The organism is Lichenicola cladoniae (assembly GCF_013201075.1).
Taxonomy (GTDB): domain Bacteria; phylum Pseudomonadota; class Alphaproteobacteria; order Acetobacterales; family Acetobacteraceae; genus Lichenicola; species Lichenicola cladoniae.
In genome coordinates, this window is the sequence record NZ_CP053709.1 from 185,190 (window position 1) to 210,587 (window position 25,398).

26 protein-coding genes and 3 pseudogenes are annotated in these 25,398 nt (G+C 63.8%); 13 read left to right on the top strand and 16 right to left on the bottom strand.

Annotated features, from left to right (window positions below; translation table 11 throughout):
- Window positions 1–197: 197 nt before the first annotated feature.
- Together HN018_RS22745 and HN018_RS22750 are read right to left on the bottom strand one after the other, a co-directional pair.
- Window positions 198–695, bottom strand: coding sequence for a hypothetical protein (locus HN018_RS22745; RefSeq protein ID WP_171836874.1), 498 nt, complete (start codon window positions 693–695; stop codon window positions 198–200).
- On the bottom strand, window positions 695–1,162 hold the full coding sequence (locus tag HN018_RS22750; RefSeq protein ID WP_171836875.1) for a hypothetical protein: 468 nt from the start codon (window positions 1,160–1,162) through the stop codon (window positions 695–697). Before HN018_RS22750 ends, HN018_RS22745 begins: the two co-directional genes overlap by 1 nt.
- Before the next feature lie 196 nt (window positions 1,163–1,358).
- Between HN018_RS22750 and HN018_RS22755 the strand changes: the two genes are divergently transcribed.
- The 3 genes from HN018_RS22755 (at window position 1,359) to HN018_RS22765 (ending at window position 3,001) form a co-directional block, all read left to right on the top strand.
- Window positions 1,359–1,571: a transcriptional regulator gene (locus HN018_RS22755; protein ID WP_171836876.1), complete on the top strand. Its 213-nt coding sequence runs from the start codon at window positions 1,359–1,361 to the stop codon at window positions 1,569–1,571.
- A 245-nt stretch (window positions 1,572–1,816) separates the two neighbouring features.
- Window positions 1,817–2,314: a hypothetical protein gene (locus HN018_RS22760; protein WP_171836877.1), complete on the top strand. Its 498-nt coding sequence runs from the start codon at window positions 1,817–1,819 to the stop codon at window positions 2,312–2,314.
- 429 nt (window positions 2,315–2,743) lie between these two features.
- A complete protein-coding gene (locus HN018_RS22765) occupies window positions 2,744–3,001 on the top strand; it encodes a hypothetical protein (protein WP_171836878.1) in 258 nt (85 codons plus the stop codon).
- A 286-nt stretch (window positions 3,002–3,287) separates the two neighbouring features.
- Here HN018_RS22765 and HN018_RS22770 read toward each other — a convergent pair whose 3' ends face one another.
- Complete coding sequence (locus HN018_RS22770; protein WP_171836879.1) at window positions 3,288–3,800, bottom strand: hypothetical protein; 513 nt, start codon at window positions 3,798–3,800, stop codon at window positions 3,288–3,290.
- Window positions 3,801–3,916: 116 nt separating this feature from the next.
- On the opposite strand from HN018_RS22770, the gene HN018_RS22775 reads away from it, so the two are divergent.
- Window positions 3,917–4,303 (top strand): hypothetical protein, encoded by a 387-nt coding sequence (locus HN018_RS22775; RefSeq protein ID WP_171836880.1) that lies wholly within the window; start codon window positions 3,917–3,919, stop codon window positions 4,301–4,303.
- Window positions 4,304–4,787: 484 nt separating this feature from the next.
- On the opposite strand, the gene HN018_RS29170 is transcribed toward HN018_RS22775, so the two are convergent.
- Window positions 4,788–4,910 (bottom strand): hypothetical protein, encoded by a 123-nt coding sequence (locus HN018_RS29170; RefSeq protein WP_275434413.1) that lies wholly within the window; start codon window positions 4,908–4,910, stop codon window positions 4,788–4,790.
- A 77-nt stretch (window positions 4,911–4,987) separates the two neighbouring features.
- On the bottom strand, window positions 4,988–5,341 hold the full coding sequence (locus tag HN018_RS22780; RefSeq protein ID WP_171836881.1) for a hypothetical protein: 354 nt from the start codon (window positions 5,339–5,341) through the stop codon (window positions 4,988–4,990).
- Window positions 5,342–5,549: 208 nt separating this feature from the next.
- On the opposite strand from HN018_RS22780, the gene tnpA reads away from it, so the two are divergent.
- The 3 genes and pseudogenes from tnpA to HN018_RS29745 all read left to right on the top strand — a co-directional run.
- The gene (gene tnpA, locus HN018_RS22785) at window positions 5,550–5,954 is read left to right on the top strand and encodes an IS66-like element accessory protein TnpA (protein ID WP_171837828.1); all 405 of its coding nucleotides are present in this window, start codon (window positions 5,550–5,552) and stop codon (window positions 5,952–5,954) included.
- Window positions 5,951–6,298, top strand: coding sequence for an IS66 family insertion sequence element accessory protein TnpB (gene tnpB / locus HN018_RS22790; RefSeq protein ID WP_172443533.1), 348 nt, complete (start codon window positions 5,951–5,953; stop codon window positions 6,296–6,298). The genes tnpA and tnpB overlap by 4 nt, the downstream gene beginning before the upstream one ends.
- Before the next feature lie 165 nt (window positions 6,299–6,463).
- Window positions 6,464–6,637: pseudogene (locus HN018_RS29745) on the top strand (IS66 family transposase); the annotation flags it as partial.
- 167 nt (window positions 6,638–6,804) lie between these two features.
- Here the strand turns inward: HN018_RS29745 and HN018_RS22800 are convergent.
- Complete coding sequence (locus HN018_RS22800) at window positions 6,805–7,458, bottom strand: plasmid pRiA4b ORF-3 family protein (RefSeq protein WP_172443546.1); 654 nt, start codon at window positions 7,456–7,458, stop codon at window positions 6,805–6,807.
- A 65-nt stretch (window positions 7,459–7,523) separates the two neighbouring features.
- Window positions 7,524–7,679: pseudogene (locus tag HN018_RS22805) on the bottom strand (transposase domain-containing protein); the annotation flags it as partial.
- A gap of 88 nt (window positions 7,680–7,767) precedes the next feature.
- On the opposite strand from HN018_RS22805, the gene HN018_RS22810 reads away from it, so the two are divergent.
- The 6 genes and pseudogenes from HN018_RS22810 to HN018_RS22830 all read left to right on the top strand — a co-directional run bounded on the left by HN018_RS22810 (window position 7,768) and on the right by HN018_RS22830 (window position 11,747).
- A complete protein-coding gene (locus HN018_RS22810) occupies window positions 7,768–7,989 on the top strand; it encodes a hypothetical protein (protein WP_171836207.1) in 222 nt (73 codons plus the stop codon).
- Between the two features lie 15 nt (window positions 7,990–8,004).
- Window positions 8,005–8,268: pseudogene (locus HN018_RS29530) on the top strand (SMC-Scp complex subunit ScpB); the annotation flags it as partial.
- Window positions 8,269–8,300: 32 nt separating this feature from the next.
- Window positions 8,301–8,474 (top strand): SMC-Scp complex subunit ScpB, encoded by a 174-nt coding sequence (locus HN018_RS28810; protein ID WP_239479409.1) that lies wholly within the window; start codon window positions 8,301–8,303, stop codon window positions 8,472–8,474.
- Window positions 8,475–8,923: 449 nt separating this feature from the next.
- Window positions 8,924–9,310: an amidohydrolase family protein gene (locus tag HN018_RS22820; RefSeq protein WP_171836209.1), complete on the top strand. Its 387-nt coding sequence runs from the start codon at window positions 8,924–8,926 to the stop codon at window positions 9,308–9,310.
- Between the two features lie 64 nt (window positions 9,311–9,374).
- Window positions 9,375–10,139, top strand: coding sequence for an SDR family oxidoreductase (locus HN018_RS22825; RefSeq protein WP_171836210.1), 765 nt, complete (start codon window positions 9,375–9,377; stop codon window positions 10,137–10,139).
- 894 nt (window positions 10,140–11,033) lie between these two features.
- Complete coding sequence (locus tag HN018_RS22830) at window positions 11,034–11,747, top strand: GntR family transcriptional regulator (protein ID WP_171836211.1); 714 nt, start codon at window positions 11,034–11,036, stop codon at window positions 11,745–11,747.
- A gap of 211 nt (window positions 11,748–11,958) precedes the next feature.
- Here HN018_RS22830 and HN018_RS22835 read toward each other — a convergent pair whose 3' ends face one another.
- The 9 genes from HN018_RS22835 to HN018_RS22875 form a co-directional block, all read right to left on the bottom strand.
- Window positions 11,959–14,316 carry a TonB-dependent receptor plug domain-containing protein gene (locus HN018_RS22835; RefSeq protein ID WP_171836212.1) on the bottom strand — a complete coding sequence of 786 codons (2,358 nt, stop codon included), beginning with the start codon at window positions 14,314–14,316 and terminating at the stop codon, window positions 11,959–11,961.
- Between the two features lie 163 nt (window positions 14,317–14,479).
- Window positions 14,480–15,637, bottom strand: coding sequence for an NAD(P)/FAD-dependent oxidoreductase (locus tag HN018_RS22840; RefSeq protein ID WP_171836213.1), 1,158 nt, complete (start codon window positions 15,635–15,637; stop codon window positions 14,480–14,482).
- Window positions 15,634–17,901 carry a GMC family oxidoreductase gene (locus HN018_RS22845; protein WP_171836214.1) on the bottom strand — a complete coding sequence of 756 codons (2,268 nt, stop codon included), beginning with the start codon at window positions 17,899–17,901 and terminating at the stop codon, window positions 15,634–15,636. The genes HN018_RS22840 and HN018_RS22845 overlap by 4 nt, the downstream gene beginning before the upstream one ends.
- A 2-nt stretch (window positions 17,902–17,903) precedes the next feature.
- A complete protein-coding gene (locus HN018_RS22850; RefSeq protein ID WP_171836215.1) occupies window positions 17,904–18,824 on the bottom strand; it encodes a tripartite tricarboxylate transporter substrate-binding protein in 921 nt (306 codons plus the stop codon).
- 24 nt (window positions 18,825–18,848) lie between these two features.
- A complete protein-coding gene (locus HN018_RS22855; RefSeq protein ID WP_171836216.1) occupies window positions 18,849–19,679 on the bottom strand; it encodes an amino acid ABC transporter permease in 831 nt (276 codons plus the stop codon).
- Window positions 19,676–20,410, bottom strand: coding sequence for a transporter substrate-binding domain-containing protein (locus HN018_RS22860; protein WP_171836217.1), 735 nt, complete (start codon window positions 20,408–20,410; stop codon window positions 19,676–19,678). The genes HN018_RS22855 and HN018_RS22860 overlap by 4 nt, the downstream gene beginning before the upstream one ends.
- Window positions 20,411–20,625: 215 nt before the next feature.
- Complete coding sequence (locus HN018_RS22865) at window positions 20,626–22,998, bottom strand: TonB-dependent receptor plug domain-containing protein (protein WP_171836218.1); 2,373 nt, start codon at window positions 22,996–22,998, stop codon at window positions 20,626–20,628.
- Window positions 22,999–23,036: 38 nt separating this feature from the next.
- Window positions 23,037–24,551 carry an FAD-dependent oxidoreductase gene (locus HN018_RS22870; protein WP_171836219.1) on the bottom strand — a complete coding sequence of 505 codons (1,515 nt, stop codon included), beginning with the start codon at window positions 24,549–24,551 and terminating at the stop codon, window positions 23,037–23,039.
- Window positions 24,552–24,988: 437 nt separating this feature from the next.
- Window positions 24,989–25,354, bottom strand: coding sequence for a hypothetical protein (locus tag HN018_RS22875; protein WP_171836220.1), 366 nt, complete (start codon window positions 25,352–25,354; stop codon window positions 24,989–24,991).
- Between the last annotated feature and the right edge of the window lie 44 nt (window positions 25,355–25,398).

Genomic DNA, 25,398 nt, shown 5'->3' on the forward strand with positions numbered 1-25,398 from the left:
CGGTGGCGGGACTGGCTCCCCCGCCTCTCGCGCCGCCAGCCATGCATCTAGAGCGCTAGGCCTCGCGCAGACCGACCGGCCCATATTGAAGGTTGGCAGTCCGGCATGTTCGCGCAGGTGGTTTACCTGCCGAGGCTTCAAGCCGAGACGCACGGCGATCGCTGGCGTGCCGAGGAGGATCCCCGATGCGTTGCCGCTTATGACGGCACACTTTCGCAGCGGGCCCGAAACGCTGCCGCTCCGAGCAGATCCTCGAGCAGCGACCAGGCCAAGAGCTCGTGCGGTTCAAACCTGTCCGTATCCACGACCCCGTCCGACACATGGACGACCTTCATTTCGTGGTGGACGAGCCAGGCCTTCGCGATCATGGCTTCACGGCTATGCGCCCGCAGCTCGACGGCGCGATCAGCCATTTCAGACAACCGATCATCAATCGGCACCATTGCGTCACTGACCGTGTCCAGCTCGGTCTTTATTGCGGGATCGTTGTAATCACCGCCCGTCGGGATTGCCCACCATCGCGCCTCGAGTGGCTTCCGCTTCTCGATGAGAGCGACGGCCTCGCGCCCGATCGCGATCAGCTCAGCGTCGGCGCCACGGTCAGCGCTGGCGGGTGCCGTCAGGACGACGGTCGCAACTCCGACCAAGGCCGATATCGCCCCGCCCTTGAGGAGCTCTCGGCGACTGGCGGCCATCACACCGACACCCCGAGTAGATCACATAGCAGCGGCCAGATCCGGTATTCGTCGAGCTCGTGTGAAGAGTCATCCAGACCACGAAGTTCAAACCATGACGCCAGGACGCGAGCTCGGGCTTGGTGCCCCGTCATCGTTGTGACGATGTGCTCGTTCATCTCGTCCAAGATAGCTGCTTGCTCGATGACGAGGTTGTCGAGCTCGTCTACTGTATCCGGCCGCCCAGCGTTGATCTCATCGACCTGCACCTGGAGCGCCATGAACTTGTCGGCGAGGGCAAGTGGGGCGGCATCGGGGGAGATTGTTGCCGCCGTGGGCGTTATCCCCACGGTTGCGTGCTGATCAGGCTTGGCGATCGCCGCAGCGGCAATGCCAGCGAGAATGGTAAATCCCGCGGCGCCGAGAAGGTCGCGGCGTTTCGTCGTCTTCGGTAGGATGTTCGTAGCCTCTTGCATGGTCTCGATCACCTTGCTCGGGGTCAGGCACGAGAAGCGGTTGCAACGCTTCCCGTGCCGACCTCGCCCGGCCGTTTGGCGCGGACTATCCTAGGAAGCGCCCTGGCTCGTTGATGTTCACGTCATCATGCGATAACGTAGTGCCAACGTAAGAAGCTCAACCGGGTGCTGTCAAGGTGATCGTATGATAACGGGGACACAACTTAGGATGGCCCGGGCTGCGCTGAAGCTTGGAGTTCGCGAGCTGGCATCTGCCGCGAAGGTATCTCCAGCGACTGTCACGAGGATCGAAGGCGACAATCCTGCCAACGCAGCCACCCTCGCTGCGCTGCGCGCTACGCTGGAGGCCGCTGGTGTAGAGTTCACCAATGGTGACGCTCCTGGAGTCAGGCTGAAGACCGCAACTGGTTCAGACGCCTGACATGCCGGTCAATTCGGATCTAGCAATTCGCAAGACCGTCTCGCTCCCTGCGAGCCTTTGGCGCGAAATCGAAGATTATCAGTTCGCTAATCGGATCAACCGAGACACGAAGGCGATCCGCCGCCTCATCGAGCTGGGCCTAGAAGCTGCGAAAGGTAAGGCCACGTCAGGTGGATGAGCCACCGCGAAAGCAGCCGCCGCCGCCGATACCAAAGCTCCGGATGGCCCGGTCAGTGGGATTAGGTATGCGGGGAGGGCTTGATCGGCTTGCAGCTGCTCAAGCCGCTCAAACGGCGTCCCTCAAAGCTCAGGGCGCGGCAGCCGCAGAACAGGATCGGCTTACCGCTGCACTGATCGCCGTGCGAAAGCGCGAAAAGCGCCTTGCCGGCAAATCTGTCCCGTCGGTCGAAGTTCCGGCCCCTCGGCCTGATCTTGTCGTTGGGGACAAGCCCGAAAAGTATGAGCTGCCGGTCGTCATCCGGTTTGCCGTCCAAGTTATCACAGGCACTCTCGCCTTTGGGCTTGTAGCAGGGGCTGCTCTGCTCCTAAGTCAGTTCGTCGACTTCATCGAGACGCGGCATGTCTCCCCCTACGTGGTCACCGGACTGCGCGGGGTGGAACTGTTGATCTTTGGGGCCGATATGCTGGTGATGACGATCTTCGTTGTCGTCGAGGCGCTCGACCTGTCACGCTCACTGCTTGTTAAGGCCTGGAAGACAATGTTTCGGCGATCAACGGGCTGAGGAGACACACATATGCTCACCAACACCAGGATGAGCCGCCGCTACAGGCTGGCGAGCGCTGTTCTCGATGAGGCGAAGACTGGTCTTTCCGTGTTCCTTGCTCCGGTCGTTGCCGTCGGTAAGGTGATCGCCGGATCCCTGTCCCACTCCAGGTCTCTCCGGCGTCCGGAGGCGACCGCCACGGTCCTGAGACCACTCGACAACAAGAAGGTGCCTGCCAAGCGGCCTCACGCAAAGCATGTCCCAAACCCGTATTTGCACCGTTCGAAGGGCACTTTCCCGCGTGCACCTGCCCCGGCTGCTCGCGCTATGGAACACGCCGACTCCAATTAAGGCAGCGACCACGATCAGCACGCGGCAAAGCGTGGCGCAGATAGCCCAGATTCCGAAAGCGTTGCTGGCGACGGCGGTCCTCCCCATACTCCAGGGATGGAGCTGCTGATCGCCCGCGTGGACGGCCTGGAGAAGCGGATCGACAAGGTCGATGCCCGCCTGGACAAGATCGACGACCGGTTGCAGCGCGTCGAGACCACGCTGGCGAACATCAGCGGCAAGATCGACACCCTGACGAACTCGGTCATCGGCAAGCTTCCGTCCTGGTGGCAGATGCCCGCCGTTATGGCCGGGATGATCAGCCTTTTCGCGGCCCTATTCGCCGTAGTGAAATACTTCCACCTCGCCAGCTAGGACTGTCGATCACCGGTCCAGAGAGGCAAACCGCCCCTATCTCTACCTCACCCGCCCCTAGGAATTTGTTCCTACTACGCTTTTGTGGCGTAAACCGACAACTGCCGCGGCCTGATGATCCGAACTGGAGCAACCGCCTCGAATGCCTCGGCCCATCCATCGATGGCCGCCGGCCGGCAGCGGATGATCAGCACCCGTTCTAGATCGGCCACGCTATCGACGACGTAATTCTAGAGTGTTCGCTCGCACTATGGGTCGATCACGACCAGCTTGGGAAGGGAAAGCTTCAGCTGCCGGATGCAGGCGCACGACCCGACTGGGACCGGCAGTGGAACTGCTGATCTTCGCGGCCGATATCCTGGTGATGACAATCTTCGTGGTAGTAGAGGCCGCGAGCCTGTTGCGGTTGCTCGTTGACGACGGGCGGATGGCCATCCGGCCAAGACGGGACAGGTAAGAGATGCCGAACTCGATCAACCGGAAGCGCCATAACTCCGCCGCAGCCGCCATCGCCAGCATCACTGCTGCCGAGGCCCGGATCGGGCTTGCCGTCTTCTTTGCACCCGTTGTGGCGGTCGGACGGGCGATTGCCGGCTCGCTGGCCGATCCGCGACGCGCTATGCCTGATGGGCCCAGACGATTGCGCCCAACGATCTCGGGTAAAGCCGAGCAACAGGCTTTCATGGTGCATTTGGCCGGAGAGATCGCGGCCCGACGGACGGGGAGGATGATCTTCCATGGCCCAGTGCGACCAGCGCCTGCACGTGTTGCGCGCGAGGAGCATGATGCAGCCGTTCATGAGTCCGCTCACCAGTAGGCAAAGGCCCCGCCACCCCGTTGGCCCCTTTTCAAGCCGACCTGAGGGGTGCGGAAAATGGTCACTCCTTCGCATCAACCGACTAGATGGATCGCCTCATGCTCGCAACGTTAGAAATTCAGACTGTAAGACTAGCCTACGGCTACAGCGACACGCCGTATCACTTTACCTTAGTGCTTCCTTTACCAAACCAGCACGTAATGCCTGAAAATAGGCAGCCGGGCTATATTTATGTTGAAGACTATATGCCTACAGATGAAGCGCATCATCTTGCCTTGGGGAAGTTCCTTGGTGCGTGGAGCAATCTAGAAGACGTAGTGGATGGGATGTTCATGCAGATTTCCGAGTGCGATCAGATTACTGGTCAAACCATTATTGACACAATGGGTTCAGCCCAACGTCTGCGTGAGGCCATATCTTCACTTGCAAAGAAAAACTTTCTCCCAGCGTGTGCACGAGAATCGACGCTTTACTGGAACGTTTAAAAGCAGTGACGTCGCGCAGGAACGTCCTTGTCCACGGACATTGGGTCTTGGAGGTTGCCTATTGGTTCAGTAAGGGCGCCGTCCAGGTTAAGGCTAGTCTGCAACGAGAAACCAACCCACCGGATATCCACATTGCGAAGGGCCTTGGCAACCTTCGCAACCAGAAAGACAGGATCAAGTATTGTTATAATGTCAAAAGAATCAATGCCGTTGCGACCGAGTCGCGTCTGCTAGCTTCCGACCTGGCAACATTTCTACGATACGTTCTACAGCCGATTTTACCTCGGCGTGATGCACCCGAGGAGGCATTTAATCTCCCGCAAGATTAGATGGTAAGCTCCGATCACGCTCGGGCCAAAGAAGGCAGCCCGAAAAAGTAGCTGAACGTGTTCTAGCAGCAATACTGCGGCACACCTCTACCAATCTGCATTGAGCCTGCCTGCGTTGACGGCTCCGCCAACCCTGCACTGCAGCCAGCCATCCGTCAGATTGGCGTCAAACCTTTTTTAGCCGCATCGGCATCGTGCGGGGTGATGATCCGGACGAGCGGGATCTCGTCGCCAGCGACGGCCGTGCCTGCGGACGGGGAAGCAGAGATTTCTGTCATGGTTGTTCTTCCTAGTCATGAAAAAGGCCGCTCAAGGCGGCCAGGACGTTCGGCGGGGTGGTGAAAGGCCTGCAGGGCTAGGTCGTGATCCCGGGAAGCGGCGACAGCGCCACCGGCACGAGGGCGCCGTTCAGCACGCTCAGGCTGGTGCTGATCGTGCCGGGCAGGATCAGGGGCGCGGTCACGATCGCTCTCGGAATGACGCCACCCGGTCCGGGCGTGTCCGCCCATGGCGCATGGGCCTCATCGAGCGCGTCGTGCACCGTCCCGGCGATAAGCCCGGCGGCGATGCTTCCGGAGTAGGCCGACCCATCAGGGAAGCCGGCGAACGCGGGCAGGTTCAGAGTGATCGCACCGACGTCCAGGGTGTCGCCCGGTCCGACCGTCGGCTGGACCCGCGAACCATTGCCGTACGGGAGGACCATGAGCATTTGCCCTCCCGTCGCCCTGGACCAGATGGCGCGCCCAGTTGTCGGCCCGATCGCGGCCGAGCCGAAGGAGTAGGACGAGGCCAGCTTGCTGATGCGTATCCGCCCGGCGAGTGACGTCTTGCTGAAATAAGCCGATTCCGATTTCCTTAGCCTCATGGTGAATACAGCAGATGAAGCTGCCACAGTGGCAGCCACTCAGGCAGCTTCGATGCAGCGGATCGAGATCGTCAGCGACCGGCGTCGTGCCCATGATCCAGCGTTTCGCGCGCTTGTGGTTGCGAGCTCCTACGTACCCGGCACCCGGATTCGAGAGCTCGCCGCCAGACACGGGATCTGCACAAGCCTTGTCTACCGGTGGCGCCGCGAGCGGGCAGGAGCCGCGGTGGTAAAGACTGGATCCGCGTTGCGACTTGTTCCGGTTCACCTCGTTGACGAGCCGCGTGCTGCCGAGAAACAGGCTGACCAATCGCGTCCGGTGCCACCGCCTACACCGAAAGCGTCGACAAAGCCTGCGTTGATCGAGATCGAGTTTCCGGGCGGCGTCTGTGTGCGGGTCGATGAGACGGTCAACCAGGCGGCCCTGCGGCGTATCGTGGCCGTTCTGCGCGGATGATCCCGGTTCCGTCCGGTGTCCGGGTCTGGCTGGCGGCCGGGGCCAGTGACATGCGCCGCGGCATGAACGGCCTGGCCCTGCAGGTGCAGCAGGCGCTCGAGCGTGATCCCCATGTTGGCGATCTCTACGTGTTCAGGGGACGCCGCGGTGATCTGGTGAAGATCCTGTGGCACGACGGGCTCGGCATGTCGCTGTATGCCAAGCGCCTGGAGCGCGGCCGGTTCGTGTGGCCGCAGGCGGCTGATGGCGTGGTGTCGCTGACACCGGCGATGCTCTCGATGCTGCTGGAAGGGATCGACTGGCGGCATCCACAGCGGACCTGGCGGCCCGAGGCCGCAGGCTGACGGCGAGGCAATCAGTACACAAGCCAGCCGGGATGTGGTTGAATCGCTGGCGTGACACCCGACGCCGACATCCTGCCTGACGATATCGACATGCTGCGGGCGGCACTCGTTGCTGAGCGCGCGGCCCGGTTGTCAGCCGAGACGCGGGCAACCGGTGCGGAGGCGATGATCGCGCACCTCAAGCTGCTGATCGCAAAGCTGCAGCGCGACCGGTTCGGCCCAACGTCGGAGCGCAGTCGCAGGCTGCTCGACCAGTTGGAGCTGCAGCTCGAGGAGCTGGAGGCGAATGCTGCCGAGGCTGACGTCGAGCCAGCAGCACCTGGGGATCCGCGTCCGGGTTCGAGCCGGGCAAAGCCGGTGCGCGGGCCGCTGCCAGCCCATCTGCCGCGCGAGCGCGTCGTCGTTCCAGGCCCGACCGCTTGTCCCAACTGCCACGGCCGGCTGGTCAAGCTCGGTGAGACGATCAGTATCCATCCGGCGGGAGCCGCGGCTGAGTTTACATGTTCCTATTTGCTGGGATCGTGTGATGTTTTCAGGATCCTAGTTCTAGCGGCATTGCGCCGACTGGCGATGCGGCCAAGGGCTATCCTAAGGGAGAATTCGTCGATCTTCTTGGGGTTCCAGCCCTCCAGATATTCGGCGACCCTGGCATGATCGGGGTGCTCGGGGTCGGCGAGGGCGTCGAGCAAGTGGTAGTAGCCGGGGATGCCGCCGCAGTCGTCGGGTGGGCAGTCCCATTCGCCGCCAACGTAGTGGGGGTAGGAGACGTCGTGCAGGCCGTGGCGGATTTTGGTGACGGTGATGCAGTGTTGCCAGCTGTCGCCAATGTCGTAGAGGTAGTCGATGTTGGTTTTGCGGGGTTTCAGAACGTCGCGTAAGCGGACCTTGATCGCCTCGGTGCGGGGTGCGGAACCCCAGTCCTCATCCATCGGCAGCCCATAGATCTTCTTGTCGATCGTGAACTCCCACAGGTGCTGGTCGAGCCAGCCCATGGTGATCTGGACGATGTCGTGCAGCACCTTGAGCGTGATGGAGGTCGGCACCTCCACCTCGCGCCAGATCAGCGGGTCGGTGTCCAACAGTTCGATCCGGACCGTGCAGATCTGGTTGACGCTGTCTGCAGCAGAGGTGTCGTTGGCAGGGACTTTGCTCGGGCTCATGCGGCCAGTTTGACAGCCTGCTCCATTCAGTTCCAGGGCAGCAACCCGTCGAGCCGCGATGCGGGTTAGGCGGCCTGATCGACGGCGCTGGATTTGGCTGCGGCCCAGTTCCAAGGCAGCAAATCATCGAGGCGCTGCGCCGGATGTTCCGCGATGCGGGCCAGCACGTCAGCCAGCCAAACCTGCGGGTCGATGTCGTTCATCTTGGCCGTGACGATCAGTGGTTTACCAGCCTTAGGGGAGGCTTGCCCCAATTGCGGCAGCGGCGCAAACAGGTTGCGAGTTCAACGCGGTGGCGAGACGAGGCGAATGGCGATCGAGCAGCTGGTGCAGGATGTCGATACGGCCGATGCCGCGTCAGCCGCCACAGCCGCTACCAATCCCGGCCCGCCGAATGCTGCGCCGTCAGTTCTGCGCGCACCACACAGCGCGGTGACGCTGTCGATTTCCTTTAACGACTGCACTTCCGTCTTAGCAAATGCACTGGCCCCGCTGAGAGCGGTCGTCTCCCTCAGCGATAGCTGCTCATGATAAGCCTTGTTGCGGATGAACCGACAAGGCTCCGTGGCAGATCCCGAGATTTCGTTTGATGTTCGGAGGCTCGCAGAAGCCTTCGTGTTCGTCAGTCCCAAGCCGGTGACCTGGGACACGCACCGCCGGCTACTCCCGGACCATCTCGATCCGATAACCGTCCTGGTCGCCCTCCGGGAGCATTGTGCTGCCCGGGGGGTCAATCTCGTCGAGGATGGTGGTGGGTGGGTATTCCGGACCGCTCCAGACCTGGCGGAGAAGCTGCGCGAGGCTCTGAGGGAAACCCGGCGTCTCCCGCGGGTGGCCATGGAGTGCCTGGTGATCATCGCCTACAACAGCCGATTACCCGCGCCGAGATCGAGGAGGTCCGGGGCGTTGCTTTGGCGCAGAGCAACATCACCATGCTGGATCGTGGACAGGTGGTGACGCAGGGCAGGGCGGACACGCTCGGCGAGACGGTGTTGCGAGGACACGTCACAATCTAGACCCAGGGTTGCAGATAACCGGATCGTAATCTATCGCTTATTGAAGAATCGGAATTTACGAACCCTGTTCGACTCTCGTATCTCGGCCAGCTACAAAGGAGGTCCGTCCGCTTCTGACCAATCGCCACGCAGCCATAATCCAGGGGCGTCGGACGTGGCTGCGTCAACAATCTCGACGCCGACGGATGCGTTGCCGATGCCAACATCCTGCGTGCTCGATGTCACGCCGAGGATTCAGGATCTCTTGGCCTCGTCGGCATATATGGCGGCGCGGGCGTTTCCGCGGCCATACCGTGGGCGCCTTGGCAACGCTCGGCATCCAGGCTTCGATGTATCCCGACGCATGGTCTGCCTGGAGTTCCGACCCAGGCCGGCCGCCCGGAGACCGGAACCCGGCTGAACCACCGGTGCCACGCCAGCTCATCGCGTAGCCTCGACAGGATCGCCTCATGCCTTATGACCACCTTATCCGCTTGGAAACCTTGCTGCCGGCGTTCTTCACCGGTGCGGTGGCGCAGGGGCTCGATGCAGCCGCCCCGTGTGCTGCGCAGCTCAGCGAGCGGCCGGCGAAGTTCTTCGGTCTCTGGCCGCAAAAAGGTGCGATCCAGGTCGGTGCCGATGCCGATCTTGCGGTTCTTACGCCCGGAGTTTTCCGCTGGGACAGCGCGCAGGCGCACGACGCGCTGAACTGGAGCCCGTACGATGGGCGCCAGTTCTCGGCGCGTGTCAGACGCACCTATCTGGGCGGCCAGCTCGCTTGGGATGGCGCGGACATTCAGGCCCATGCCGGTCAGGGCCGTTACGTCCGACGCGGCACATCCGCCTGGTTTCGTTAACGATGACGAATGCGGCGAGAGTTTTTTCTAAAATAATCATGCTATGCCCGGAGGCATTTATCTGATGGATCTCGGATTGACCGGAAAGCGTGCCCTGGTTCTGGGCGCCAGCCGCGGCCTCGGCGCCGCCAGCGCATTGGCCCTCGCACGTGAAGGCGTGCACGTGATTGCGGCCTCGCGTCACCCGAAGCCGCTCGAGCCGGAAGCGGGCGTGGACATCTCGACGCTCGTGCTCGACCTCTCCGACCCGGCATCGATCGGCGCGATGATCGACGCCGTCCTGGCCCAGGGCGGCGTCGATATCCTGGTCAACAATACCGGCGGCCCGGCACCGGGGCCGGTCGAGGGACAGCCTGCCGACGCCTGGAGCAACAGCTTCGCCATGCTGGCGGCGTCCTTGTTCCGGATCACCGAGGCGATGCTGCCGACGATGCTGGCGCGCAACTGGGGACGGGTGATCACCATAGGCTCGTCGGGCGTCGAGCAGCCGATTGCCGGCCTTGCGCTTTCCAATGCGGTGCGTGGTTCGATCGCCGGCTGGTCCAAGACACTGGCCAGCGAGGTCGCGGGGCGTGGCGTGACCGTCAACATGGTGCTGCCGGGCCGGATCGCCACCGATCGGGTGCGTGAGCTCGACGGGGCACGCGCCGCGCGCACGGGGCTGCCGATCGAGCAGGTGCAGCAGGCATCGCGACAGGAAATCCCCGCCGGCCGCTATGGCCGTCCCGAAGAGTTCGGTGCGGCGGTTGCATTTCTTGCCGGTGTTCCCGCGTCGTACATCACCGGCTCGATGATCCGCGTCGATGGCGGAGCAATACGATCAATCTAATCATGCCGTTCGACTTCGATACCTCGATCGACCGGCTCGGAAATCGCGTCGTCGCCCGGGTAGGCGGACTGGCAAGCGTATCCGGGTCCGGCTAGACGTTCGGAGTGCCGTTCAAGCACAACGGGTCCCGACGCCACTGTATCACAAGGGTCCGTTGCCGGATGACCACTTGTTGGTCTACGAGGCGGCCTCGCGGCGGCGTGGTGACCTGCCGTTCTGGCTGGACGAAGCTACATCGTCGCGATGGACCGCCGCGCCGAACAACGCGAGGCGGTTAGCCGTTTTACTCGGATGTGGCGATCGAACTAGTGCTAACGCTGCGGCTCGTTTTTTATCCGGCGCTGCGTCTGGGCCGGCGTGAAAAAGTCGCCGATGACGATTTCACGCATGACTGGTTTCATTCGACCCGAGCGAAGCTGATGTGCTGGTTTGGCGCATATATGAACACCCTCACCATTCGCATACCATCGGTATGCCATCGAAAAACCAAAGTGCGACGAAGGTTTGCCGCCGGCATTCGTCCCGGATCGCGAACGCATCGGCTTGGCGCCCCGCCTGGGCAACCGCGCCGGGACGGCCGGGCCTAGGCGTTTGCCTGACGGAAGCCGGCGTCCAGGACGCAGTTCGGCAGCTGACGGCTTGGCGCCGCGTTCCTGTTTAACTAAGCAACCACCGTTCCGGCGCCAGATCGACGGGTGTTGCGTTCAGCCAAGGCGCTGATATCCGCGACCAATCACCCTGGTCCGCCCGGTGCGGAATACGAAAGTCGATCCTTCGGCCGGCAGGGCCGGTGGCTCACCATTTCGATAATTGATATCTCACACCGTATGCCATACGAATATTGATTAAGCGGGAACGGCGGTAAGACCGGTTCAGTTTCCGCGCGGGGGGCGAATGCTAAGGCACCAGAAGGTTGGTCGGCGCCAGACGGCGCAGGACCGCGAGCCGTCCTTGACGGAACAGGCCTACGCCATCTTGCGTAAGGAGATCATTACCTGCGAGCTCCCTCCAGGAGCGGAAGTGTCCGAGCTGGAGCTCGCGGACCGATTCGGGATGAGCAAGACGCCGGTCCGCGAGGCCCTGGGGCGCCTCGATCTGGAAGGTTTCGTCGACACCTTTCCACGACGAGGCTACCGGATCACGCCGGTGACGATCAGCGACATCAACAATCTGTTCGCGATCCGCGCATTGCTGGAGCCGGCGGCTGCGGCGCTGGCCGCCCAGGCGATGTCGCCCGGTGCGCTGGATGCCTTGGATAAGGTGGCAGGCGCGTCCTACACGGTCGGGAAGAGCCGAACGCTGGATCATTTCGTCCAGTCGAACCGACTGTTCCATTCCGCCATCGCCGAAGGCTCGGGCAACCGGCGCCTGCAGTCGCTCATCATGGCGCATCTGGAGGAAAGCGAGCGCTTCTTCTATATCGGCGCCCGTACGCGAGACGTGAACGTGGAAACCAATCGCGACCACAGCACCATCGTCACCGTTCTGCGCCATCGCGACGCCAAGGAAGCGGCGTCGATCATGGCCGAACATATCGAGACGACACGGATCGGGCTGACGCAGTCGATCCTCCGTTCGCCGTCCATCAGCGTGGGGATCGGTGTCTGACCGGGCGGCGTTGCCACGGATGTGGACAGGACGTCGCCGCTCTTCACGGCGACCGGTAGAGCGTCTCGTTAGCATTGACAGGCACTGCTCCGGCCTGTCCCTTACCGCCCCGCATCGGTGATTGATGCGGGGGTGCCGCCAAACCGCCTGTTGCAGGAAAGGCGGCGTCCTTACGGATATCCGGCGCCACTGATGGCGCCCTTGCCGGCGTTCAGAACGCGATGTTGGCGGCCAGGTAGTAGAAGCCGCCGTTGATCCCGATCTGTTCGATGCCTTTGTCCGAGCGATCGACGCCCAGATAGGACGTGTTGTACGGGATGCGGCTCGGATACGCGTTGAACAGGTTGTTCGCCCCGAGCGTCAGGTGCAGATGCGGAGTCACCTGATAGCCGACCGAGAGATCGGTTTCGAAGCGCGGCTGATCCACGAACTCATCGAACACGGAGTTCGAGTAGGCATTGGCGCCGCTGACATAGGTGAGCTGGGACGTTGCGCTACCGTAGCGGATTTCGTGCAAGGCGATGTCCCAGCGGTTCTTTGTCCAGTGGCCGCCGACGATGAGCTTGTTGCGGGGAAAATACGTCGACAGATAGGCGACGTCCTGTGCGTTCAGCAGCGCGTTGCCGTTCTGGTCTTTGGCGATGTTCTTGACGTAGGTGTAGTTGGCGTTGAACGACGCGTCCCAGGCAATGCGGCCATAGCGACCGAGGGACGTGATGTAGGTTGCGGCAATGTCGATGCCCGAGGTGTAGGTGCTGGCCGCGTTCGCGAAATATTGTGCCGAAACGGAGTCCGGCACGACGGTGCTGGCCAGGGCGATGCCCTGTGATTCGAGCGCGTTGATTGCCGACTGGCCATTGTAAACGCCGCCGAGGGTGATCCGGTCGCGGATGTTGATGCGATACCCGTCGATCGTGATCTGCAGGCGGTCGATCGGGTTCAGGACCAGGCCGGCGCTGAAGTTGGTGGAGCGCTCCGGCTTGAGCGCCCGGGCACCCAGGCTGCGCGCGGCGGCGGAGTCGACGGCAAGGATTCCGCTCGCGCCGGTCGGCGTGGTTTCCAGGCTGGTGAAGTGCTCTTCCGCCAGGGTCGGCGCGCGAAAGCCGTTGCTGACCGTGCCGCGCACGGCAACAAACCGGTTGAAGTCGTATCGGGTGGAGACCTTGCCGGTCTCGGTGTTGCCCGCGTCGGTGTAGTGCTCGAACCGACCGGCGAGATCGATCTGCCAATGCGGCAGGATGTGGGTCGAGACATCGATGTAGCCGGCGGTGACGTCGCGGCCGGAAGAGCTTCTGCTGATCGGAGACAATCCGTCCTGGCCCTGCGGACCGGAGCCGTAATAGGAAGCCGGCTCGCCCGGGCGCACGTCGTAGGTGTCGTAGCGATATTGGGCGCCGATCGAGAAGTTCAGCGGTGACGCAAGCAGCGGCAAGTCGAAGGCGCGTTGCAGGCCAAGATCGGTGGTCCAGTCCGTGTTGGCGTAGCTCATCTGGCTGAAACGCGTGGGTGTGGCGCCGGTGGCGGCATACAAGGACGTGTTGACGCTGTTGAAAAGCGAGAAGTCGGTGTTGTCGCCGCCATAGGTCGTGCTGAGATCGAGCGTCCAGCCACCGAGATTGTAGTCCTTGATTCCGGCCGTGACGCTGTAGTCGTTCTCGTCAATCGCGCTGACGGGGTCGAAGCCCGCCGGAAAGACCTGCGGCAGCAACGAGGGCACCCGGTAATACTGCCAGGATTCGCCGTTGCGGTGGCCGTAGGTGGCGAACGAGTACAGTGAGATGTTGCTGGAAAGGTCGTAGCCCGCGTTGTACGAGACCGTTTCCCGGGTTTCCTGGGGAGACCCGAAGAACTGGTCCACCGGCTGTCCGAGCCGGTTATCCGGGCCGCCGCGGTTGGTGTTGTCCTGGTGCTTGAACTCGGCGTTCAGGTTCAGGTAACCGCTGTTGCCGAGCGAGATGCCGCCGCCCACCGCATCGTCGGTCGTGAAGCCATCTGCCTTGTAGTATCCGCCGGCTTCGCCCTGCGCGGTGACGCCGTGGTTGGTTGTTTTGAGGATGATGTTGACGACGCCGGCGATCGCATCCGAACCGTACTGTGCGGCGGCACCATCCTGCAGGATCTCGATGTGGTCGATGGCCGAGATCGGGATCATCCCGATATCGACCGGCGTACTGCCGAGCTGCGCGCCGGTGTCGTTGATCACCGACGTGGTGTGGCGCCGTTTTCCGTTGACCAGGATCAGGGTCTCGTCCTGCGACAAGGTCCGGAGCGCGATGGTGTCAAGGAAGTTGGCGTTGCCGCCGTTGAGCACCTCGCGCGTGATCGACGGCGCAAGATGGGTCAGCGCGTCGCGCAGATCGGGCTGGCCGGTTGCCGCCAGCTCCTTCGCGCTGACAACCGTGATTGGGCTGAGGCTCTTGCGCGCCGTCTGGTGCGGATCGCGGGTTCCGGTGACGATGACCTGTTCGCTTGAAGAGGTGTTGGCCGGATCCTCGGCCGGTTGAGCGAAGGCCGACGGGGAGATGAGGCAGGTCGTGGCGAGAAGGAACGCCGCCGGCTTCGCGATCATTTTGTTTCCTGTAACTAGAGCTGGTCGCACGAAAGAGACGATGCTGATATACCATTTGCAATATGCGTTTTGCGCAAGAAAATTATGCGCGAAATGAATTATTTCCCTATCTGTGACCAGATTCCCTCGCACGCGATCCGCGGTCGTGGCGGATCGAACGGATCTAGTTCCGAAACGGTTCACGTTCGAACCGAAACCACGCGTCGTCGGGAACGCCAGATCGTTCGGGACGGAAGGGGTTCAGCAGGTCCTGCTTTTGACCAAGAAGATCGTCGGCGACGAGTGCGCCGATCATCGGGGAAACCTGAAACCCGTGATTGGAAAAACCGGTCGCCAGATAAACACCGGTTTCGCCAAGCGAACCGATGAACGGCATGCTGTCGAGGGTCTGCGCTTCAGCGCCCGCCCAGCTGCGTTGCAGAACACGGTTGCGCAGATCCGGCAGAATCGCGGTCGCGCCCGCCCATTGCCGCAGGACGTGATCCTCGATCGGCTCCACGGCCGGCGCGGCGCCGACCGGACGCGCGAACCAGCGGCCGCCGATTATGATGCCCCCGGACGGGCTCTGCTTGAGCGACAGGTTCCGTCCCACCGCCGTCACAGTTGGGGATACCCGCGCCGGCGACGCATCGGACAGCAGCATCTGCAGGCCGCGCCAGCGAAGCGGAAGCGTGCAGCCGATCTCGCGCAGCCAGCCGATGCTCCAGGCGCCGGCGGCCAATATCACGTGTTCCGGGCGCAGCGTTTCGCCGGACGGCAGCAGCAGCCCCGTCACGCGCCCTAGCTCGACCAGCGGTTGTGCCGGGCTGCGGAGCAAACAGGCCGCGCCATGGCGTTCGGCCGCACGCGCGAACGCCTGCGCGACGCGTGCGGGATTGGCCTGGCCATCGTCAGGGGTCCAGGCGCCGAGCCGCAGGTGCGCCGACAGGTCCGGCGCAATCTCCCGGATCTCCCGGGCGCCGACCTGCTCGATAGCGATGCCGGCATCCCGGTCGGCTTGCACCCGGGCCAGGACCGCCGCCTCTTCCGCCTCGGTTTCGGCAACATGCAGGTGACCCCCGAGAAGCACGCCCAGATCGGCGTCCAGCTCCTGTTCGAGCGTCCGCCAGCGCGCCGCCGCCATGATGCTGATGGCTTGTTCGGGGCCATGGCGTCCCTGCGAGCGGAGACCGCCCGCGCTGGCCCAGCTGGCGCTCGGGGCGACGGCGGGCTCGGCCGCATCGATCAGAACCACACGGGCTCCGGCTTTGGCCAGATGATAGGCGATCGAGGCGCCGATCACGCCGCTGCCCAGCACGGCGCATTGCGTGGTGGTGGTCATCGTGCGGCATCCTGGAGGATCTTGTCGCCGGCACGAAGGGCGAGGGCGAGAATGGACAGGAACGGGTTGACCGCCGGAAGCGAAACAAAGGTCGATCCGCCCAGCACGACGAGGCCCGGCGTGTCGTGCACGCGGCCGAACCCGTCGATGACGGAGCTTTGCGCGTCATGACCCATCCGCGTGCCGCCCACGTCGTGGGTGCTGATCGGGCCGGTCAGCGGCGGGCGGCGCCAGATCCGGGTGGCGCCCATCCGCTGCAGCAGGTTGTCGGCTTTGTCCTGGAGGAAGTCGGTCAGGCGGCGTTCGTTCTGGTGGATGTCGAAGGTGATGCGGGTCACCGGCTGGCCGAGATCGTCCTTGTATTCCGGATCGAGGTCGAGGCGGTTGCTGGCGTAGGGCAGGATCTCGGGATCGATGAACAGCATTGCCGTGCGGGAAAAGGCATGGACAAAGAAGTCGCGCCACGCGGCCCCCCAGCGCGGCACATCCGGCGGCAGCACGGCCGACGCTTCGGTCGGCAGATATTGGTTGAACGCGGCGATGCGGCCGCCGCGGATGAAGCCGAGATCCGAATGGTCGAAGAAGTCGGCCGAGAAATCCGCAATCGCCTGCGCCTGCGCGGTGGGTCCGGTGAAGCGGTTGAGCCTGCGGCCGCCGAACACGCCGTAGACCGCGGGCTGCTGGCGCGTGATGTAGTGCAGCCCGACCTGGCCGGTCTCGTTGCCAAGCCCGCGCGCGTGGCCGCTATCGGTGGAGCGGAGCAGCAGGCGCACGTTCTCGAAGGTGTAGGTGGCCAGCACGATGGTCCCGCCGAGCTGGATGCGCTCCTCGCCGTCCGGTTGCCGGTACAGCACGCCGGTGGCGCGGCCGGATCCGTCCGTGAGCACGCGCAGGACCCGCGCGCCGCTGACGATGCGTAACAGTCCGGAATTCATCGCCTCGGGCAGCACGGTGTTCTGCGCAGATGCCTTCGCGTCGACATGGCAGCCGAAGCGCGAACAGAAGCTGCAATAGGTGCAGGCGGCGCGACCGCGGAAGGGTTCGGTCAGGATCGCCGCGGGAAGCGGGAACGGGTGGTAACCGCAGGTGCGGGCGGCATCGGCGAATAGCTCGCCAAGGCCGCTCGTCCGCAGCGGCGGCATGGCGTAGCCGTGATGGCGCGGCGCTTCGAACGGGTTACCGCCCGTGCTGGTCCAGGCCTGTCCGGACACACCGAGCAGGTCCTCGGCCTCGTCATAGAACGGTGCCAGATCGTCATAGGAAAGCGGCCAGTCGGCGAGGCTCGAGTTCGGCGGGATGCGGTCGGCGCCATAGCGCGCGGCCGTCGCGCTGCGGACACGGAAATCGTCCTCGTAGAAGCGCATGGCGACCGCGCCCCAGGCGACCGAGTTGCCGCCAAGCGCGGTTTCCAGCCCCTGGGACCGTATTGCGCGCGTAGCCTGCTCCCCGTCGTTGCGGCGCCAAGTCGGTATCTCGCGGTTGAACTTGGCGCCGCCGCCCTCGTTGCGGAATGCCGTGGCGCTCAGCTCGTCCATCCGGTGCTCGCGCCCGGTCCGCGTGGCGCCCGCTTCCAGCATGACCACACGCAGGCCACCCATCACCAGCTTGCGGGCAAGGAAGCCGCCCACGGCGCCGCCGCCAACGATCACGACATCCGCTTCGCCCCAAGGCTGCTCGCCCGAGGGTTGCTCGCGCCTGGGCTGCCCGTCCTGGGTCGGGCCTTCCTGGGTCGGGGCGGGACCGCCGGCGACTTCCACCGCCGGCGCCTTCCGCAGCGTGTCGGTGGGCAGGTCGCGCAGGCTGCGGGCGGCCGGCGGGTGGACGTAGTCGAGGCGCTGCTGCTCAGCGGTGAAGCCCGGCTCGACTCCTGGAAAGCCGACCGCGTGCCACCCCATCATCGCCCGGTTGCCGCCATGGACCGGATCGCCGAACAGCCCTTCGCGCAGATGACGCAGCACCAGATCGAAGGTGATGCCCGGACGCTCTTCCCGCAGGTCCCGGAGCGTGCCGTTTTCCAGTGCGGTGATGGCGGAGTGCTGTGTTCCGGCGTCTGCCTGAGCGAAGCTGCCGCCGCTCGCGCGGTCGAGGCCGTGGCACACGGCGCGGTATGTTTCGAGGTCGGCGGCGTACGGTCCCGCGAGAACGCCCGCCAGATAGGCGTCGGCGCCGATCGCCGACGCGCCGGGAACGGAGGCCGATGCGGGAAACATGCAGTCGAACAAGGCGGAAAGCGTCCGCAGTTCGGTGGGATTCATTGCAACCATGCCTAGGAACTCTTTGTTCCGAGCAGTCCCGCCATCGTCAGGTGCTTCTCGTACCAGGTCCATTCGGTTTTAAGAAAGTCGCTGAAGGCTGGGCCGGGCAGGAACGCGCTGACCTGGCCGTTGCGCGTCAGGTACTCCTGCCAGGCCTGCGTGCGCGTCATCGCCTCGATCCGCGCGTGCCAGACGGCCTGCTGCGCTTCGCTCAGCAATGGAGGCCCCATCAGGCCGCGCCACATGGTAAACCGGACCGGCACGCCCAGCTCCCAAAGCGTCGGCACATCCGGGAAGGGCTGCCGCCTGTCAACATCAAGGGCCGCGATGACCCGGATCGTGCCGGCTTCGAGATGCGGGCGCAGTTCCGCGCCGACGCCGACGCCCCAGTCGATCTCGCCGGCGATCAGCGCGTCCCAGACGGCGGGCTCGGTCGGCGTGATGATGAATTCCATCTCGGCCCCTGTCGCCTCGGCGATCGACAGGGCAAGAAGATGGTTGATGCCGCCGAGAAAGTAGCCGCCGGTCCTGGTTTTGCGCTGCGGCAGCGTTTCAACGAAGTCATTGGCGGTTTTCCAGGCGCTGTCCGTGCGCACCACCAGAAAGAAATGGTCGCTGACAAGGCGCGCGAGAGGGGTCAGCGCGCGATGCGTCAGCGTCATGCCGCGCAGCATCGGCGCCTGCAGGAAGACGGGCGTGCAGGTCGACAGGATGGCGTCGTCCCCGGGGCGGGTCAGCAGCAGATGCATGGCGTCGATGCCGGGATCGTTGCCGCGCGGCACGAGCCTGTAGGGCCGTTCGTCGCTGTGTGCTTCCGCCAGGGCCGCGAGCAGCGCGTCCGCCAGCACGGGCGGCGCGCTGCCGGGCGGGCCGTGGACCACGAGGTCCACGATCTCGGTGTTCGGAACTTGCATAAGGAGTTCTTCCAGCAATTCTTGTTTCGCGGGCGTCGGGCGCTACCGCTTGTGGCGGCCGACCCTGGTCTCGAGCGCGCGCTGCATGCAACTCACCACGGTGGTGGCCGTGAGGTACCAGATGCAGGCGACGACCAGCAGCGGGATGGTCTGGTAGTTTCGCGAATACACCGACTGCGCGGCGTAAAGGAGGTCGGTCAGGGCGATGACGCTGACAAGCGAGGTCGCCTTCAGCATGCCCGCGACTTGGTTGCCGGTTGGCGGCAGAATCACCGGCATCGCCTGCGGCATGATGATGCGGCGCATGATGCGGAACGGCCCGAGGCCGAGCGCGCGCGCGGCTTCCATCTGCCCCCGGCCCACCGAGGCCAGACCGGAGCGCACGATTTCCGTCATGTAGGCTCCCTCGTTCAGCCCGAGGCCGAGAACGGCTGCCGACATCGGCGTGATGAGGTCGTTGACCGAGCCATGCAGGAGATGCGGGGCGAGAAAGGGGATGCCGAGTGAGTATTGCGGATAAAGTGCGGCGAGATTGTACCAGAACAGGAGCTGGACGAGTTGCGGCGTGCCGCGGAACACCCAGACATAGGCGCGCGCCGGTGCCGAAAGCGCCAGCACGCCAGAGATCTGCGAAAAGGCCAGCAGCACGCCGATGACGATGCCGGCGACCATCGTCAGGACGGTCAGCAGGCACGTCATTCCCAGACCGCGCAGGATGATGGGCGAGAAAAGATATTGCCCGACCACGGTCCACTGGAAGTTCGGGTTCAGCCAGACCGACCGGAAGACAACAAGCGTGATCAGCGCCATGAAGACCAACGGAACGGTGCGCAGCAGAACAACGCCGCCGCCATGCCGGGATGCGGCGATCATGGTTGGCCGGCGGCGAGGTTCAGGCCTGGATGGTCGAGCGCCAGCGGGCTGACCTGCCACCTGGAAAGGATCGCCGCGTAGCTGCCGTCCTGGTGCATCCGTTCCAGCGCCGCCAGCAGCGCGGCCGCCAGCTGCTTGTCGTCGTGCCGGACGATGGCGCCGACCGTGAAGCGGGGCAGGCCGACATCGACGATCTTCAACGGCCGGGGCGAATGCTCGGTCATCTTTTTCGCAGCCAGCCGGTCATCCACCGCGAAATCGACCCGCTGCGCGTAAAGCGCCATCACTGTCGCGGCGTCGGACGCGTATTCCATGGCGTCGATGGCCGGCTTGCCATGCGCCGTGCAGGCGGTTGAAAGCCTGCGAATGCTGGTGGCGAAGTCGGTGCCCGCCTGCAGCCCCGCCTTCAGGCCGCACAGGCTGTTCGCATCGGTGGTGACGGCGGTCGAGGCGGGCGCGTAGACGACGGCGCTGGCGTTCGCGTAGTCGATGAACGTCACCTGCTGCTCGCGCGCTGTGTCATCGGACAGCGACTCGAACGCGACGTCGAACCGGCCGGACTGCACGCTGGGGATGAGGCCGTCGAAATCGATCGACACCACCCGCGTGGTAACGCCGAGCAGCGTCGCGAGCGTGTTCCAGACATCGGGCTCAAAACCGACAATCGTTTTGCCGTCGTCGGCATAACTTTCGTTTGGCGGGTGATGGGCATCCGTCGCGATCGTCAGCACCCCGCTCTGCTTGATCCGGTCCGGAAGCAGGGCGTGCAGATCGTCCCGCGGCCCGGCCGCATGCGCAACGACCCCGGCACCGCTGATGATGCCGAGCATCGCCACGAGCCCGGCCAGTCCGAACTGGATGCGACGTAATCGCTTCACATCATGTCTCCACTGGCGAGGCTGGAATGCGGGTCGGCGACCCGCATTCTGCACCAGAAACAGCTGTCTCAGAAGTTGAAATTGGCCTGCAGATAGTAGAACCCGCCATTGATGCCGACCTGCTCAACCGTATAGTCGTACTGATAAACGCCGAGATACTGGTTGGCCGGAGGGATTTTCCGCTGGTAGGCGTCGAAAACATTGTTGGCGCCGATCGCCAGATGCAGCCGCTTTGTCGCCTGGTAGCCCAGCTGCAGGTTGGTGACCCATTGCGGGGTGTTCTGGAAGGCCAGGAAGTTCGTGTTCGAGTACGCGTTCGCGCCGCTCGTGTACTGGAGCTGCGACAGTGCGGATCCGTAGCGGACCTCGTGCAGCGCAAAGTCGAACTTCTGTCCGAACCAGTGACCGCCGACGATAAGCTTGTTTTTCGGGAAGTAGGTCGAGAGGTAGCCGATGCCCTGCTTGTTCAGCAGCGCGTTGCCATTCTTGTCCGCGGCGACATTGAACACCTTGGTTTCGTTCATGTTCAATTCGGCATCCCAGTCGATGCGGTTCTGGTTCGGGAGAAGCGTCTCGTAGGTCCAGGTGATGTCGGCGCCGTGGGTGTGGGTGCTCGCGGCGTTGGCGAAATACTGCGCCGACACGTCCGCCGGAATCACGGAGTTCGAGATGCTGATGCCCTGCGCCGCCAGGGCGCTGATCGCCGCCTCGCCGTTGTAGTTGCCGCCCAGCGCGATGCGGTCGCGGATGTTGATCTGGTAGGCGTCCACGGCGAAGTGCATCCGCGGCAGCGGGTTAATGAGCACGCCGACGCTGAAGTTGGTGGAACGCTCTGGCTTCAGGCTCTGGGCCCCCAGCAGCCGGGCGGCGATGGAGTCCACGGCAAGGATGCCCTGGGCGCCCGTCGGCAGCACGCCCAGGCTGGTGTAGTGCTCCTCCGCCAGCGACGGCGCGCGGAACCCGTTGCTGACCGCGCCACGCAGCGCGATGAACTTGTTGAAGTCGTAGCGGGCCGAAACCTTGCCGGTCTCGGTGTCGCCGGCATCGGTGTAATGTTCGAACCGGCCGGCGAGATCGATCTGCAGCTTGGGAACGATGTGCGTCGACAGGTCGATGTAGCCCGCTGTGACGTCCCGGCCGGCATGGCTGATGCTGATCGGCGACAGGCCGTCCTCGGCTTCGGGACCGTTGCCATAGTAAGCGTTCGGCTCGCCCGCGCCGACATCGTAGGTGTCGTAGCGGTATTGCGCGCCGATCGCGAAGTTGATCGGCGACGCGAAGATGGTGTTCTGGAACGCCTTGCGGACGCCCAGATCGGTTGTCCACTCGGTGTCGTCAAACGACATGTTATGGAAACGAGTCTGGGTGTTTCCGTAATCGGACAGAAGCGAGGTGTTGATGGTGTCGAAGATGTTGATGCTGTCGTATTCGCCGCCATAGGTGGTGCTCAGGTCGACCATCCAGTCCTGCGGAAGCTGGTAATGAAGGCCGCCGGTGAAGCTGAAATCGTTCGACGACAAGGCGATCTGCGGCACGAACCCGTTCGGATAAACGCTGGGCGCCGTGGTGGGGGTCCGGTAGTTCTGAAACGCTTCCCCGTTGCGGTGCCCGTAGGTCGCGAACGAATAAGCCTGCAGCACGTCGGTGATGTCGTAGCCGGCATTGTAGCCGATCGTTTCCCGGGTCGATTGCGGGTTGCCGACAAAGGGGTTGAGCTTCGCGTTCACGCGGTTGTCCGGGCCGACGCGAATGGTGTGATCCTGATGCTTGACCTCGGCACTCAGATCGAAATATCCGCGCCCGCCAAGATCGAAGCCGTAGGTGGCGGTCTCGCCGGTGGTGAATCCGTCGCCGGCCTCGTAGCCGCCGTTGATCGCCTGCACGGTGCCGCCATGGGTGTTCTTTTTCAGGATGATATTGACCACCCCGGCGATGGCGTCCGAGCCATAAAGGGCGGCGGCGCCATCCTGCAGGATCTCGACGTGATCCACCGACGCGGTCGGGATCATGTCGATGTCGACCGGGGTGGTGCCGGTCTGCGGACCCTCGTAATCGGCGATGATCGCGGTGCCGTGGCGCCGTTTGCCGTTGACCAGCACCAGCGTCTGGTCGGCAGTCAGGCTGCGCAAGCTGATCGCGTCAACAAGGTTGGCGTTGCCGCCGGCCATGTCCGGCCGGGTGATCGAGGGGGCGAGCTGCGTCAGGGCGTCGCGTATGTCTGCCTGGCCGGTTGAACGCAGCTGCGCGCCGCTGATCACCGTCACCGGGCTGATGCTGCTGCGGGCGGTTGCATGCGGATCGCGTGTGCCGGTGACGATGACCTGCTCGCTGGTGTCGGCCTGCGGGCCGTTGCTGGGGGTCGCGGCCGACGCGGCGGCGAGATTCGAAACCAAGAAGCCGCTGACGATAACGCTACCCGAAAAAAGCAGGCGCCGGGACATGGATGTTCCTTTCAACGGGAGGTGAAGCATTGTCGAGATCAAAGGAAATGCCTTCGCAGGCGCTTCGCGAGCGCCGCCGGGTCGGTATCGAGCGAGTCCCAGGCGAGCGTTTTCGCGAAATGAACCGGTTCGTCTTCCTGCCACAGGGCATAGGTCACGCCGTGAATCAGCGGCTGGATGCCGTAAAGGATGCCCGACAGCGACGCGCCGGAATGGGCGTTCGACACCAGCGTGCCGTAGTTGAAGCAGAACACGTTCGCAAAGATCGGCGTTGCCCCGGCGGTTCGCTCGCGGAAGCGCAAGGAGCTGTCCAGATAAGGATAGCTGGCGAGCCAGGGATCGGGATATTCAGCCGGCGCGGGATACACCTCGCCCCAGGTGAGGATGTTGTCCGAGAAGCGGCCCAGCTCCGGCCGGTTCGACGGGTCCATCGAGAAGCCGCAGCCGATAAACAGGTGGTCGAAGATCCCCACCGTGCCGTCGGTTGCCGTCACCTCGATGCCGGCTTCGGTTTCGTTCAGCGACGTCCAGCTCACGCCGGTGTGCAGACTGAAGTTGTCGAAGGCGGCGCACCGGTCAACGCCGTCCTGTGTTGGCGGCTGACCGAAGCTGAGGATCGTGCGGATCCACCGCCACTTGTCCGCGTCGTCCATGGACTGGTAGTGGCGCAGGTAGCCCGCCATCTCCAGGTAGCGGAACGGGTTGGCAGTCAGCACCTGCGCGCGACGCATGTAGAGCGTCAACGAGGTTGTGCCGAGTTCAAGCAGATCGGCGGCACGGTCCCATGCCGTGGCCCCGGCGCCGAGAACGGCGACGCGCTTGCCACGCCAGGCGAGGCTGTCGACGTCGTCGCTGCACAGGCTCCACGACGTTTTCTGAAGGCTGCTGCGCACCACCTCCGGCACGTTCCAGTCGCCGATCCCTTCGAGACCGGTCGCGAGAACAACCTTTCGCGCCAGCACGAACTCATTGTTCGCGAGATCGACGCGCACGATGGCGCCGTGCTGCTCGAGAAGCGTCACCCGCGCCTCGTTGCGTACCGGCAACGCCAGCACATCGCGATACCAGTTCAGATAGGACTGCCAGGTGTGGCGCGGCCACTTCTCGAGACGCTCCCAGCCGTCCTCGCCGAACATCGCTTCGAACCAGCTGCGCGGCGCGAGCGAGGGAATCCCGAGGTCAGGGCCGGTCAGGTGCTTGGGCGAACGCAGGGTCCACATCCTGGAATAGGTGACCCAGGGTCCTTCCTTGTACTGGGGTGCCGCATCCAGAACGAGGATGTTGGTGACGCGCTCGCGGATCAGGCCAAATGCCGTTGACAGGCCGCACTGGCCGCCGCCGACGATGACGACGTCGAACACATGCTGGCCGGATTCGTCCGTGCGCGGCAGAACCCAGGGGTCCTTGGGATAAACCAGGATCTCAAGGTCATGGCGGACACGGGCGCCCAGCGCGATCAGCCGTTGCCGGTGATCGGGATGCAGCGGCGGAAGTTCGGTGGGCAACAGCCCCAGCCGCCCGTCTCGATGCTCTATGACCGGAGGAAGATACATATAGAAACCTTGCTGACGTTGCCCGCAGGCTGTTTACGAAGATTTTTTAACGGCCTCCTGTGACATCTCGCAAGATATATCTGCAGATGTTTCGGTTGAAACTAGCGGCCTGCGTCAGGTTCCGCTGCATGTGTGTGCAGCGTCTGCGAAAGGCTTGGGCAGAAGCCTGATCGGCAGCCAGGAAACGCGATCGCTGCTGGCGTTTTTTAGCTCTAGGTCCTGTTGGAGCTGCCGGTCGGAATCGGGGTTGTTCGTGCCGGCGGCGCGCACCGCCGACATCTTTTTCGGAAATGAACTGGCCTTTGTGCGGCGGCCAGGGTCCGGGGCCGCCGGGGTCGGGGCGGCCGGAGGCTGGTGTGCGCAGTGTGGTCCGGATTGAGGCGGCCGCCGGCGTGCAGGATCTGCGCGAAGCGGATCCTGTGCCAGCAGCGCTCTGGCTAGACTTCGAGCGGCTCGCGCGACGGCGTGCAGCACACCGCGACCACCAGGCCGCCTTCGCCGACGATGTGGCGGTAGCGGTAGTTCACCGGCAGGTACATGGCGTCGCCGGGCTTGAAGATTCGCTCGCGGTTGTCGGACAGGTCGATCTGCCGCGACCAGCCATGCAGGCAGTAGAGCACCACCTCGTGCACCCCGTCACCCTCGACGATGGTGTCGAACTCGGCCATGTAGGTGGTGATGTGAAAGGAGAACGAGCAGCCCTGGTGGCGCTCCGTGATCAGCCGGTGGCTGTATTCGAGCCCCGGATGCACCCAGGCCTTTTCCACTTCCTCCTGGCGGCTCCACATGATCTTGTCGCCCATCACTCAACCTTTCCTGTTTCTGCGTTGTCGGCGAGACGCGCCAT